13 protein-coding genes are annotated in these 12,507 nt (G+C 66.2%); 4 read left to right on the forward strand and 9 right to left on the reverse strand.

The features are described 5' to 3' along the window. Positions 1 to 62 precede the first annotated feature (62 nt). The 3 genes from A6723_RS28330 (at position 63) to A6723_RS28340 (ending at position 1,135) form a co-directional block, all read left to right on the forward strand. Positions 63 to 380, forward strand: a complete 318-nt coding sequence (locus A6723_RS28330; RefSeq protein ID WP_024765732.1) for a DUF2388 domain-containing protein — start codon at positions 63 to 65, stop codon at positions 378 to 380. Between the two features lie 111 nt (positions 381 to 491). Next, positions 492 to 818, forward strand: a complete 327-nt coding sequence (locus A6723_RS28335) for a DUF2388 domain-containing protein (RefSeq protein WP_054907778.1) — start codon at positions 492 to 494, stop codon at positions 816 to 818. A 95-nt stretch (positions 819 to 913) separates the two neighbouring features. Further along, positions 914 to 1,135, forward strand: coding sequence for a hypothetical protein (locus tag A6723_RS28340; protein ID WP_024765734.1), 222 nt, complete (start codon positions 914 to 916; stop codon positions 1,133 to 1,135). Positions 1,136 to 1,232: 97 nt separating this feature from the next. Here the strand turns inward: A6723_RS28340 and gcvP are convergent, their stop codons facing one another. The 4 genes from gcvP to A6723_RS28360 form a co-directional block, all read right to left on the reverse strand. Further along, positions 1,233 to 4,109, reverse strand: a complete 2,877-nt coding sequence (gene gcvP / locus A6723_RS28345; protein ID WP_054907777.1) for an aminomethyl-transferring glycine dehydrogenase — start codon at positions 4,107 to 4,109, stop codon at positions 1,233 to 1,235. A 75-nt stretch (positions 4,110 to 4,184) separates the two neighbouring features. Next, positions 4,185 to 4,574 (reverse strand): glycine cleavage system protein GcvH, encoded by a 390-nt coding sequence (gcvH, locus tag A6723_RS28350; protein WP_054907776.1) that lies wholly within the window; start codon positions 4,572 to 4,574, stop codon positions 4,185 to 4,187. Positions 4,575 to 4,640: 66 nt separating this feature from the next. Next, positions 4,641 to 5,723, reverse strand: a complete 1,083-nt coding sequence (gcvT, locus tag A6723_RS28355; protein ID WP_054907775.1) for a glycine cleavage system aminomethyltransferase GcvT — start codon at positions 5,721 to 5,723, stop codon at positions 4,641 to 4,643. 112 nt (positions 5,724 to 5,835) lie between these two features. Then, on the reverse strand, positions 5,836 to 7,455 hold the full coding sequence (locus A6723_RS28360; protein WP_054907774.1) for an iron ABC transporter permease: 1,620 nt from the start codon (positions 7,453 to 7,455) through the stop codon (positions 5,836 to 5,838). A gap of 177 nt (positions 7,456 to 7,632) precedes the next feature. Here A6723_RS28360 and A6723_RS28365 point away from each other — a divergent pair, with 177 nt between their 5' ends. Beyond that, positions 7,633 to 7,971 (forward strand): hypothetical protein, encoded by a 339-nt coding sequence (locus A6723_RS28365; RefSeq protein ID WP_024765738.1) that lies wholly within the window; start codon positions 7,633 to 7,635, stop codon positions 7,969 to 7,971. A gap of 16 nt (positions 7,972 to 7,987) precedes the next feature. Here A6723_RS28365 and A6723_RS28370 read toward each other — a convergent pair whose 3' ends face one another. The 5 genes from A6723_RS28370 to ubiH form a co-directional block, all read right to left on the reverse strand. After that, the gene (locus tag A6723_RS28370) at positions 7,988 to 8,989 is read right to left on the reverse strand and encodes an extracellular solute-binding protein (RefSeq protein ID WP_054907772.1); all 1,002 of its coding nucleotides are present in this window, start codon (positions 8,987 to 8,989) and stop codon (positions 7,988 to 7,990) included. Positions 8,990 to 9,113: 124 nt separating this feature from the next. Continuing rightward, entirely contained in the window at positions 9,114 to 9,458 is a 345-nt protein-coding gene (locus A6723_RS28375) for a hypothetical protein (protein WP_139093092.1), read from the reverse strand. A gap of 109 nt (positions 9,459 to 9,567) precedes the next feature. Next, positions 9,568 to 10,785, reverse strand: a complete 1,218-nt coding sequence (locus A6723_RS28380; protein WP_054907770.1) for a 2-octaprenyl-3-methyl-6-methoxy-1,4-benzoquinol hydroxylase — start codon at positions 10,783 to 10,785, stop codon at positions 9,568 to 9,570. A 50-nt stretch (positions 10,786 to 10,835) separates the two neighbouring features. Further along, a complete protein-coding gene (locus tag A6723_RS28385; protein ID WP_054907769.1) occupies positions 10,836 to 11,318 on the reverse strand; it encodes a DUF4442 domain-containing protein in 483 nt (160 codons plus the stop codon). A 4-nt stretch (positions 11,319 to 11,322) separates the two neighbouring features. Beyond that, complete coding sequence (gene ubiH / locus A6723_RS28390; RefSeq protein WP_054907768.1) at positions 11,323 to 12,507, reverse strand: 2-octaprenyl-6-methoxyphenyl hydroxylase; 1,185 nt, start codon at positions 12,505 to 12,507, stop codon at positions 11,323 to 11,325.

Genomic DNA, 12,507 nt, shown 5'->3' on the forward strand with positions numbered 1-12,507 from the left:
CAGGCCGGAACCGCTGAAGCCTCCAAGGCTCTGATTGGCGCGCAATCATCCAAGGAGACACCATGCGTCGCCGTTTCGCCCCTGTCGTCGTAGCCCTCACCCTTCTCCCCCTCGCCTCGGCCATGGCCGAGGACCGCAGCTTCTGGCGCGGCGTCCTCACCTCCGGCGCCACCACCGCCTCGAGCTACCTGACCAGCCGCGACGATCACAAGCTGATCGGCCCGGCCCAGGACGACGCCGCCAGCTTCATCGCCACCGATGGCGCCATCCGCGGCCCCTACCTGGAAGCCACGCTGCAGCAGATGCGCAGCGCCGACCCGGCCCTGGCGCAAGCCAGCGACGCGGAGCTGGCCTCGGCAATCCTGGCCGCCCAGCGCTGACCCACGCGAGGCGCGCGGGCAACCGCTCGCGCACCTCGCGCGGATAATCTTGGAACTCCCGCCAGCCGCTGCGCCTCTCACCTGTACACGGACCTTCCGGAGGTGTAACCGATGCGTACCGCGAAACTGGCCACTGCCTTTGCCCTTCTCGCCCTGCCCGTTGCCTCGGCCATGGCCGACGGCGACTTCTGGCGCGACGTCATCTCATCCGGCGCCACAACCGCGTCGACCTACCTGACCTTCAAGCACGACAAGCTGATCGTCGCCGCCCAGGACGATGCGAGCGCGTTCGTCGCCAGTGACGGTGCGATCCGCGGCCCGTACCTGGAAGCAGCCATCACCCGCCTGCGCAGCGACGACGCCGCGCTGCAGGATCGCAGCGACATGGAACTGGCCAACGCCATTCTCGTCCGCCGAGATGACGCACCCGCCCAGTGATACCCACCGGCGCGGCCCGTGGCGCTCGCCGCGGGCCAAGCCGGCGGGGCGCGGCTGTGTTCTACTGACACTCCAATTCCGACACGGAGTGTCCCATGAACGATCCCATCCAGCCGCTGAAGATCACCCTGATCCTGCTGATCGTCAGTGAAGGCTTCTGGCTGCTCAGCCGCCTGCTCAGCGTGGTCGGCCTGGAGATCTATTCGCTGCTGCCATCCGCCGTCTACAACCTGATCGGCATGCTCAGCAATGTGCTGATGATCGTGCTGTTTGCGCTACTGATCCGCCTGATCGGCCGGTTGCAGCTGAAGCCCTGAGGCCCTCTGCCGGACCAGCTCGCTCCCACGCCCGAACGAACCCGTACGAAAAACAAAAAAGCCGCCCGAAGGCGGCTTTTTCAATTCAACGCACCGCTCAATCGCGGTAATCGTCCACCGGCACGCAGGCGCAGAACAGGTTGCGGTCGCCGTAGACGTTGTCCACACGGTTCACTGCCGGCCAGTACTTGAAGGCACGGGTGTGCTCGGTGGGGGTCACCGCTTCGGCGATCTGGTAGGGGCGATCCCACAACCCGGTCACATCCGCCAGGGTGTGCGGCGCGCCCTTGAGCGGGTTGGCTTCGGCCGGCCATTCGCCGGTCTCGACCTTGGCGATCTCCGCGCGGATCGACAGCATCGCCTCGATGAAGCGGTCCAGCTCGTGCTTGGACTCGCTCTCGGTAGGCTCGATCATCAGCGTGCCCGGCACCGGGAAGGACATGGTCGGGGCGTGGAAGCCGTAGTCCATCAGGCGCTTGGCAACGTCCTCCTCGCTGATCCCGGTCTGCGCCTTGAGCGGACGCAGGTCGAGGATGCACTCGTGGGCAACGCGCTCGTTGCGGCCACGGTAGAGCACCGGGAAGGCGCCATCGAGCTGCTGGGCCAGGTAGTTGGCGTTGAGGATCGCCACCTCGGTGGCGTCGGCCAGCTGCGGGCCCATCATGGCGATGTACATCCAACTGATCGGCAGAATGCTGGCGCTGCCCCAGGGCGCGGCGCTGACCGCGCCGTTGAGCGGGTTCGGGCCTTCGATGCGGATCACCGGGTGGTTGGCGACGAAGGGCGCGAGGTGCTTCTTCACGCCGATCGGGCCCATGCCCGGGCCGCCACCGCCGTGGGGAATGCAGAAGGTCTTGTGCAGGTTCATGTGCGACACGTCGGCACCGATGTCCGCCGGACGCGCCAGGCCGACCTGGGCGTTGAGGTTGGCGCCGTCCATGTAGACCTGGCCGCCGTGGCCGTGGATGACCTCGCAGATTTCGCGGATGCCTTCCTCGTACACCCCATGGGTGGACGGGTAGGTGATCATCAGGCAGGACAGCTGCTCGCCGGCTTCGGCCGCCTTGCGCTTGAGGTCCTCCATGTCGACGTTGCCACCCTTGTCGCACTCGACGATGACCACGCGCATGCTCGCCATGATCGCCGAGGCCGGGTTGGTGCCGTGGGCCGAGGACGGGATCAGGCAGATATTGCGGTGCGCATCGCCACGGCTCTCGTGGTACTTGCGGATCGCCAGCAGACCGGCGTACTCGCCCTGGGCACCGGAGTTGGGCTGCATGCAGATGGCGTCGAAGCCGGTGATCGCGCAGAGCCAGCTTTCCAGCTCCTCGATCATCAGGCGGTAGCCCTCGGCCTGCTCGCGCGGCACGAAGGGGTGCAGCGTGGCGAATTCCGGCCAGGTGATCGGGATCATCTCGCTGGTGGCGTTGAGCTTCATGGTGCAGGAGCCCAGCGGGATCATCGCCTGGTTCAGCGCCAGGTCCTTGCCCTCGAGCTGGCGCAGGTAGCGCAGCATCTCGGTTTCGCTGTGATGGCGGTTGAACACCGGGTGGCTCAGGTAGCCGCTGCTGCGCTGCAGGGCTGCGGGAATACCCTCGGCGACCTTGCCGGCATCGAGTTGGGCGACGTCCAGGCCATGGCCGGCACCCAGCAGGATGTCGAACAGCGTGGCGAGGGTCTCGGCGCTGGTGGTTTCGTCCAGGCTCACGCCCAGGCGGTCCTCACCGACGATGCGCAGGTTGACGCGGGCGGCGCGGGCGCGCTCGACGATGGCCTGCTGCTGCGCGCCGACGTCGACGGTCAGGGTATCGAAGAAGTGCTGGTTAACCGGCTTCAGGCCCTTGGCGGCGAGGCCGGCGGCCAGCACGGAAGTCAGGCGGTGCACGCGCTGGGCGATGCGCTTGAGGCCCTGCGGGCCGTGGTACACGGCGTACAGGCTGGCGATGTTGGCCAGCAGCACCTGCGAGGTGCAGACGTTGGAGTTGGCCTTCTCGCGGCGGATGTGCTGCTCGCGGGTCTGCAAGGCCATGCGCAGCGCGGTGTTGCCACGGGCGTCCTTGGACACGCCGATGATCCGGCCCGGCATGGCACGCTTGTACTCATCGCGGCAGGCGAAGAAGGCTGCGTGCGGGCCGCCGTAGCCCATCGGCACGCCGAAGCGCTGGGCGCTGCCCAGGACCACGTCTGCACCCAGCTCGCCCGGCGGGGTGAGCAGCAGCAGCGCGAGCAGGTCGCTGGCGACGCAGGCGATCGCCTGCTGGGCGTGCAGCGCATCGATCAGCGGGCGCAGGTCACGCACCTCGCCACGGGTATCCGGGTACTGCAGCAGCGCGCCGAACACCTGGTGCTGACCGAGGTTGTCCACCTCGTCGACCACCACGTCGAAGCCGAAGGCTTCGGCGCGGGTCTGCACCACGGAGATGGTCTGCGGGTGGCAGTGGCTGTCGACGAAGAACAGGTTGCTCTTCGCCTTGGCCACGCGCTTGGCCAGCGCCATGGCCTCGGCGGCGGCGGTGGCTTCGTCCAGCAGCGAGGCACTGGCGAGATCGAGGCCGGTGAGGTCGATGGTCATCTGCTGGAAGTTCAGCAGGGATTCGAGACGGCCCTGGGCGATTTCCGGCTGGTACGGGGTATAGGCGGTGTACCAGCCCGGGTTCTCCAGCACGTTGCGCAGGATGACGGTCGGCGTCAGGGTGCCGTAGTAGCCGGTGCCGATCAGGCTGGTCCACAACTCGTTCTTCAGCGCGTAGCCCTTCAGCTTGGCCAGTGCACCCTGCTCGTCGAGGGCGGTCGGCAGGTCCAGCGGCCGGTTCAGGCGGATGGCCGGCGGTACCGTCTGCACGATCAGGTCGTCGCGGTTGTTCAGGCCCAGGGTGTCGAGCATGGCTTGCTGCTCGGCGGCGTCGGGGCCCAGGTGGCGGGCGAGGAAGGCATCAGGCTGGTGCAGCTGGGAAAGCGAAGGGGTGTTCGACATGGCCACGGTCTCGAAAGGGCGTTCCCTGAAAAGAACAGGCCCCGACGAATCGAGGCCTGTGTGTACAGCAGTGTCTTACGCGTCGGCGTCGCTGGCAGCGCGATAGCCGGCGGCATCGAGCAGCTTGTCCAGCTCGGCCGGGTTGCTCGGCTTGAGCTTGAAGAACCAGGAACCGTACGGATCGTTGTTCACTTCTTCGGGGGTGTCGGCCAGCACGTCGTTGACGGCGATGACTTCGCCGCTCACCGGGGCGTAGATGTCCGAGGCGGCCTTCACCGACTCGACCACACCGGCTTCCTGGCCGGCGGCGAGGGTCTTGCCCACTTCCGGCAGTTCGACGAAGACCACGTCGCCCAGGGCTTCCTGGGCGTGGTCGGAGATGCCCACGGTGACGGTACCGTCGGATTCCAGGCGCGCCCACTCGTGGCTGGCGGCATAACGCAGGTCGGCGGGGATATTGCTCATCTTGTTTTTCCTCGAGGACTGGACGACGGGCGGCGGCGCCGCACCATGCAAGTTAGATCATGCAATTTAGATCAGGGCTTTGCCATGACGCACGAAATTCGGTTGAACGACGCGGACCGGGTACCACTTGCCGCGGATTTCCACCTCGGCGCGGTCTCCGGTGGCCGCCGGCACACGGGCCAGGGCGATGGACTTGCCGAGCGTCGGGGAGAAGCTGCCGCTGGTGATCTCGCCCTCGCCGACGCCGGCGACGCGGACCACCTGGTGGGCGCGCAGCACGCCGCGCTCTTCCAGCACCAGGCCGACCAGCTTGGGTGCATCGCCGGCGGCTTTCTGCGCTTCCAGGGCCTTGCGGCCGATGAAGTCGCGGCCTTCGGGTTCCCAGGCGATGGTCCAGCCCATGTTGGCGGCCAGCGGGGTGACGTCTTCGTCCATGTCCTGGCCGTAGAGGTTCATCCCGGCTTCCAGGCGCAGGGTATCGCGCGCGCCCAGGCCCGCCGGGGAAATACCGGCACCGACCAGGTCGTTGAGGAAACCTTGCGCCTCGACGGCCGGCAGCATGATTTCCAGGCCGTCCTCGCCGGTGTAGCCGGTGCGGGCGATGAACCAGTCACCGTCGGCCTTGCCCTGGAAGGGCTTGAGCTCGCGGATCAGCGCGGCGCGGGCGGGCGTGACCAGCTCGGCGGTCTTCTCGCGGGCATTGGGGCCTTGGACGGCCAGCATCGCGAGGTCGGGACGTTCGGTCAGGGTGACGTCGAAGCCCTCGGTATGCGCCTGCATCCAGGCCATGTCCTTGTCGCGGGTCGAGGCGTTGACCACCACGCGGTAGCCGTACACGCCGAGGTAGACGATCAGGTCGTCGACCACGCCGCCACGCTCGTTGAGCATGCCGCTGTACAGCGCCTTGCCCGGAACCTGCAGTCGTTCGACATCGTTGGCCAGGAGTCGCTGCAGGTATTCCTTGGCCTGCGGACCGGTGACGTCGACCACGGTCATGTGGGAAACGTCGAACACGCCGCAATCGCGACGTACCTGGTGGTGCTCTTCGACTTGCGAACCGTAGTGCAACGGCATGTCCCAACCGCCGAAATCGACGATCTTGGCGCCGAGGGCGACGTGCAAATCATAGAGCGGCGTGCGCTGTCCCATGGGTGTTCTCCTTCCGGGCGAGGCGGGTGCGGAGCGCGAGTACGGCCCGCACGAAACGCGCGCATTGTAGTCGCATGACCGGACTCTGGACAGCTTGTCCGACGGCCGATTCTCAGGGCCGCACAGAACCGCTCGGTCGCGCCGAGCGACGGATCAGCCCGATCACCGGGAACAGTCCCACCAGCACCAGCGTCAGCGCCGGTAGCGCGGCGCGCGCCCACTCGCCTTCGCTGGTCATCTCGAAGACGCGCACGGCCAGGGTGTCCCAGCCGAACGGACGCATCAGCAGGGTCGCGGGCATTTCCTTGAGCACGTCGACGAACACCAGCAGCGCGGCGCTCAAGGCTCCCGGCACCAGTAGCGGCAGGTAGACGCGGAAGAACAACCCGGCTCCGCCGACGCCCAGGCTGCGGGAAGCTTCCGGTAGCGAAGGTCGAATTCTCGCCAGCGCACCCTCCAACGGGCTGTAGGCCACTGCCATGAAACGGATCAGGTAGGCGACCAGCAGCGCTCCGAGGCTGCCTAGCAACAAAGGCTTGCCGGCGCCGCCCAGGGCGCTGGACAGCGGAATTACCGCATGGTTATCCAGCCAGCTGAAGGCCAGCATGATTGCCACCGCCAGTACCGAGCCGGGCAGCGCGTAGCCCAGATTGGAGATGCCGACTGCCGAGCGCACCGCGGGCGTTGGCGACAGCCGCCGGGCAAAGGCCAGCAACAGCGCGACGGCCACCGTGATCAGTGCCGCGAAGCTGCCCAGGTACAGGCTGTGGAGGATCAGCCCCCAGTAGCGCTCGTCGAGGTCGAAACGTCCCTTCTGCCAGACCCACACCACCAGTTGCAGCACCGGGATGACGAAGGCGCAGGCGAATACCAGCAGGCACCAGGCGCTGGCGGCGATGGCCTTCCAGCCATGCAGCCGATACAGCGCCGCGCCACGTGGGCGCTCGTTGGGCACACCGCTGCGGCCGCGGCTGTAGCGCTCGCCCAGCAGCACCAGCATGACGAACAGCAACAGTAGGCTGGCCAGCTGGGTGGCACTGGAAAGGCTGTAGAAGCCGTACCAGGTCTTGTAGACGGCGGTGGTGAAGGTGTCGAAGTTGAACACCGAGACGGTGCCGAAATCTGCCAGGGTTTCCATGATCGCCAGCGCCAGCCCGGCGCCGATGGCCGGCCGCGCCATCGGCAGGGCGACGCGCCAGAAGGCGGCCAGGGGCGACAGGCCGAGCACCCGCGCAGCCTCCGTCAGGCCGCGCCCCTGGGCGAGGAAGGCGGTGCGCGCAAGCAGATAGACGTAGGGGTAGAAGACCAGCACCAGCACGGTGATCACGCCGCCGGTGGAGCGCACGCGCGGCAGCCGCAGGCCGCTGCCAAACCACTCGCGCAGCAGCGTCTGCACGGGGCCGGAGAAATCCAGCAGGCCTACGAAGACGAACGCGAGCACATAGGCCGGCACCGCGAAGGGCAGCATCAGCGCCCAGTCCAGCCAGCGTCGGCCGGGGAATTCGCAGAGGCTGGTGAGCCAGGCAAGGCTGACGCCCAGTACAGTCACGCCCACGCCTACGCCGGCCACCAGCACCAGGGTGTTGCCCAGCAGGCGCGTCATCTGGGTTTCCCACAGGTGCGACCAGATTTCGCGGTCAATTTCCGCCCAGCTCAGCAGCAGGACGCTGATGGGCAGCAAAACCAGGGCGGCGACGGCAAAGGTGATGGGGGTCCAGCGGTGGGTGCGCATGCGTTGCGTTATTCCAGGAGATCAGCCGGTGTTCGCAGGAAATGTCACCGAAGAATTGACGGAAACTTCCCTCATTGGTATCGAATTCGCCTGATCCTCATGCGATAGGGATAAAGCTCAAGCTAGTGCGGTCGAATCCGCCACTTTGCCATTTCCAACCTGCCAAGGAAAAAGCCCATGTCCTCCCCTCGCTCTCTCTGCGGACTGCTGCTTCTGACACTGTGCGGCGCCGTTCAGGCCGACGAGCCCACTCCCATGGAAGCCTGCCTGCAGATGGCAATGACGCTCCTGGCCGAGAATCCGCAAGTACAGGAGCGCTGGCAGCAGACCTGGGTGGAACCATCGTCGATCCGCGAAGAAGCCTACGACGGCGAGGTGGACGGGCAGCACGCCAGCAAGCGCCTGACCGCCCAACTGCGCCGCGGCGATCAGTCGGACGGCCAGTTCATCTGCCTGCTGGCGGAGAACGGCAAGGCGCTTTCAGTGGATCACAAGGGCGACGCGGACAGCCAGTAAGGCGCCGGCGCTTTCATCAGTTCCAGCCGGCGCGGTCCATCAGCTTGATCGCTTCGGCCTGGCGCTTACCGGCGATCTCCACCGGAATGCTGTCGGCCTTGAACTCACCCCAGGCGGCCACTTCCTGCGACGGCGCGACCTTCGGGTTGGCCGGGAACTCCTGGTTAATGCCGGCGAACAGCGCCTGGGCGTCCGCGCCGGTCATCCATTCCACCAGCTTCTTGGCTTCTTCCGGGTGCGGCGCGTACTTGGTCAGGCCGATGCCCGACAGGTTGACGTGCACGCCCCGGTCGCCCTGGTTCGGCCAGAACAGCTTCACCGGCAGCTGCGGATTGTCCTTGTGCATGCGCCCGTAGTAGTAGGTGTTGACGATGCCGACGTCGCACTGCCCGGCGGCGATGGCCTGCAGCAGCGCGTTATCGTCGGAGAACACATCGGTAGCCAGGTTGTTCACCCAGCCCTTGAGGATTTCCTCAGTCTTCTCGGCGCCATGGGTCTCGATCAGGGTGGCGGTCAGCGACTGGTTGTAGACCTTCTTCGCGGTCCGCAGGCACAGGCGGCCTTCCCATTTCGCATCGGCCAGTTCCTCATAGGTCGACAGTTCCTCGGGCTTCACCCGCTGGGTCGAATAGGCGATGGTCCGTGCGCGCAGCGACAGGCCGGTCCAGCTGTCGGTGCCGGAGCGGTACTGCGGCGGGATGTTCGCGTCCAGGGTCGGCGAATCGAAGGGCTGCAGGATGCCCATCTTCTCGGCCTGCCAGAGGTTGCCGGCGTCCACGGTAAGCAGCAGGTCGGCCGGTGTATTGGCGCCCTCGGCCTTGATCCGCGCCATCAGCGGCGCTTCCTTGTCGGTGATGAACTTGATCTTCACCCCGGTGGCCTGGGTGTAGGCGTCGAACACCGGCTTGATCAGCTCGTCGATGCGCGAGGAATAGACCACCACCTCGTCGGCGGCCTGGGCGGTACCAGTTAATCCGAACAGGGCAAAAAGTAAAAAAAGGCCTTTGCGTACCGACATCCGAACAACTCCTGGACAATGGATGGAACAACAAATGATAAAAAACATCATTTGCGCTTGAGCGCTCCAGTTGTGTCCAGGTGTGTCAGTAAATGCTTAATAAGTCAGTCGCTACGACTCAAGCTCACAAATGTCGGTTGACTGCCAGCTGGAAAAACAGAATGGGATACGTGATTGGCCACAGAAGCATCATGCGTAGCTTCGTCGAGGCGACATTTGCCAACGTGGCATTTACCGGGTGCCATTCAATCAATTGAGCCAGCAACTTTCGGCTGAGCACCGCACCGATCGCAACATAGCCACATACAAGCAACAGGAACGACCAGCCGCCAGAGCCAGTTAGCCATTGCAAGGCACCTCCCAACAACCAGACGCCCAGTAACGCAACCCACCCTATCGCATACCCAAGCCATGCTCGAGAAAGGGCCATCGGGACAAGGGACGATGAGTTCTGTCGATTTCCTTCCATAGGGCAACTCCTATCGTAAGACCGAAAGTAGATTGATGCGGACCGGTCAGGCCCTACTTTGCGGAGAGACGATAAAGTTTGGCCATGGCGGTATTCAATCTCGACGGTTTCACACTCGCGCCAACCCCGGCAGATCCCCGGAAAGCCCCAGCGCCTGGCGCACGAACACGCCTTTAGCCTCATGGTGCTTGTCCACCAGCCGCAACCCGGCATTGCGCAGCCAGCGCACAGCCAGCGGGTCGGCCTGGAACAGGCGCTGGAAGCCTTCCATCGCTGCCATCATCGCCAGGTTGTGCGGCATGCGACGACGTTCGAAGCGGCTCAGCACGCGCTCCTCGGCGATGTTCTCGCCACGGGCGTGGGCGTGCTCGATCACCTCGGCGAGCACCGCGGCATCCAGGAAGCCCAGGTTCACGCCCTGCCCGGCGAGCGGGTGGATGGTGTGTGCAGCATCGCCGATCAGCGCCAGCCCCGGCTCCACATAGCGTTTCGCGTGGCGCTGGCGCAGCGGGATGCATAGGCGGCGATCGGCGTGTTCGATGGCACCCAGGCGGTGCTCAAAGGCAAGCCCGAGAGCCTTGCAGAAGCCTTCGTCGTCCAGCGCCATGAGCTTCTCGGCCTGCTCGGGGGTCGTCGACCAGACGATCGAACACCAGTGCGCGTCGCCCTCCTTCGCCAGCGGCAGGAAGGCCAACGGGCCGTCGTCGGTGAAGCGCTGCCAGGCGGTGGCCTGGTGGGGTTTCTCGACGCGCACGCTGGTGACGATGGCGTGGTGCAGGTAATCCCATTCGCGGGTGGCGCAGCCGGCCAGACGGCGCACGGCGGAATTCGCGCCGTCGGCGGCGACCACCAGCGGCGTGCGGATTTCGCGGCCATCGGAAAGGCTCAGCAGCCAGTCGTCACCGGAGTGGCGCAGCTGTTCCAGGCGCGCATTGGGCAGCAGGCCCAGAGCGGAGTCATGCAGCCGTTCCAGCAGGGCATCCTGCACCACGCGGTTCTCGACGATATGGCCGAGCATTTCGGCATGCACGCTGGCGGCGCTGAAATGAATCTGCCCGGTGCCGGAGCCGTCCCACACCTGCATCTCGCGGTAAGGTTCGGCGCGGCGCGCAGCGATGCCGTCCCAGGCGTGCAGGCGCTGGAGAATCCGCCGGCTGGCCTCGGACAGCGCACTGACGCGCGGCTCGAAGGGTGCTTCGCGGTCGAACGGCGCGACGCTCAGCGGCGAGCCGTCCAGCAGCAGGATATCCAGCCCGCTGCCTTCCAGGGCCAGGGCCAGCGCACTGCCGACCATTCCCGCCCCGACGATTACCAGATCCGCGTGCATGTGCGTTCCTTCTTCAGCGGCCCGCGCAGCGTCGGCGCGGGCATCGAAATTCAAGCGGCCTGCCGCGCGCGCGGCTTGAGCCGGACGTACAGGGTCTTCTGCACCCGCGCCACCAGGGTGCCTTCGCCGTCACGCACTTCGGCGTGCAGGCGCGGCAGGTACTTCGCGCCGCTGGCGGTGTGCTCGCGGATTTCATCGAGCAGGTGCTGGTCGATGCGGAACTCGGCGTACACCGGGCCCTTGCCGGGGCTGACGAATTCGATGTTGGCGGCCTTGTCCCAGACGATGTACTCGCGCCCCAGGTTCTCCATCAGCATCAGCATGAAGAAGGGATCGGTCATGCTGTACAGGCTGCCGCCGAACTGGGTGCCGACGTAATTGCGGTTGAACAGGTTCAGGCCCATCTTCACCCGCACCTCGCGAAAATCCGCGCTGATGTGGCGCACCCGCACCCCGGCGCCGAGATACGGCGGGTAGAGGTTCAGGCCGAAACGCAGCAGGCGGGCGCGGCGGGCGCTTTTGCGAGAATCCATCGAATCAGACCGGCCGGGCGCCCAGGCCCATGGCCTGGCGGGCGAACCAGCGTTTGGCCGGCGGCAGCAGGTCAAGGCCGAGCAGGCCGATGTTGCGGCCGGTGGCCAGCAACGGCTGGTCGTTGGAGAACAGGCGGGTGACGCGATCGGAGAAGCCGACGGTCATCTGCTGGTCGAGACGCTGGCCGTCCAGGTAACGCTGCAGTACGGAGAAATCGCCCGGCGCAGCGTCTTCCTGCAGCAAGCGGTCACCCAGCGCCTTGGCATCGCGCAGCGACAGGTTGAAGCCCTGCCCGGCAATGGGGTGCAGGCTGTGGGCAGCGTTGCCCAGCACCACGAGGTGCGGGCGAATCTGTTCGTCGGCCTCGGTCAGGCTCAGCGGGTAGCCATGGCGCACACCAACCTGGCGCAGGGTGCCCAGGCGGTAGCCGAAGGCATCCTGCAATTCAGCGAGAAAGGCCGCGTCGGGTAGCTCGCGCAGACGCTCGGCGTCACTGCCATTGCGGGTCCAGACCAGCGCGCAGCGGTTTTCCGGCAGCGGCAGCAGGGCCAGCGGGCCGTTTTCGGTGAAGCGTTCGAAGGCCTGCCCGCGATGGGCTTCGGACGGGCTGATGTTGGCGATCAACGCAGTCTGTCCGTAGGACGAGGAGCGCACGTTGATGCCCAGCTGCTCGCGCAGGCCGGAGCGGCCGCCATCGGCCAGCACGGCGAGGTCGCAATCCAGCTGCGAGTCGTCGTCCAGGGTCAGGCGGTAGCCATCGCCCAGGGCGTCCATCCGTCGCACCTCGGCCGGGCAGCGCCAGCTCACCACTTCCGGGTCCAGCGCATGCCACAGGCATTGGCCGAGCCAGGCGTTCTCGACTACGTAGCCCAGCGCCGGAACGCCCTCTTCCACCGCCGTCAGGCGCGCGGCGCCGAAGCGGCCGCGGTCGGACACGTGGATCTGGGTGATGGGTTCGGCGCGCTGGGATATCTGCTGCCAGAGCCCCAGGCGCTCGTAGATCTGCCGGCTGCCGAAGGACAGCGCCGAGGAGCGCGCGTCATAGCTGGGCTGGTAGGCGTCACCAGGGGCGAAGGGCTCGACCAGCACGATCTGCCAGCCGCGCGCGCGGGCGCCGGCCTGGAGAATCAGCGCAAGGCTTGCACCGACGAGCCCGCCACCGATGATGGCCAGTTGCGTACGTTGCAT

The sequence above is a fragment of the Pseudomonas sp. AU11447 genome (genome assembly GCF_001672555.2).
Lineage (GTDB): Bacteria > Pseudomonadota > Gammaproteobacteria > Pseudomonadales > Pseudomonadaceae > Pseudomonas > Pseudomonas nitroreducens.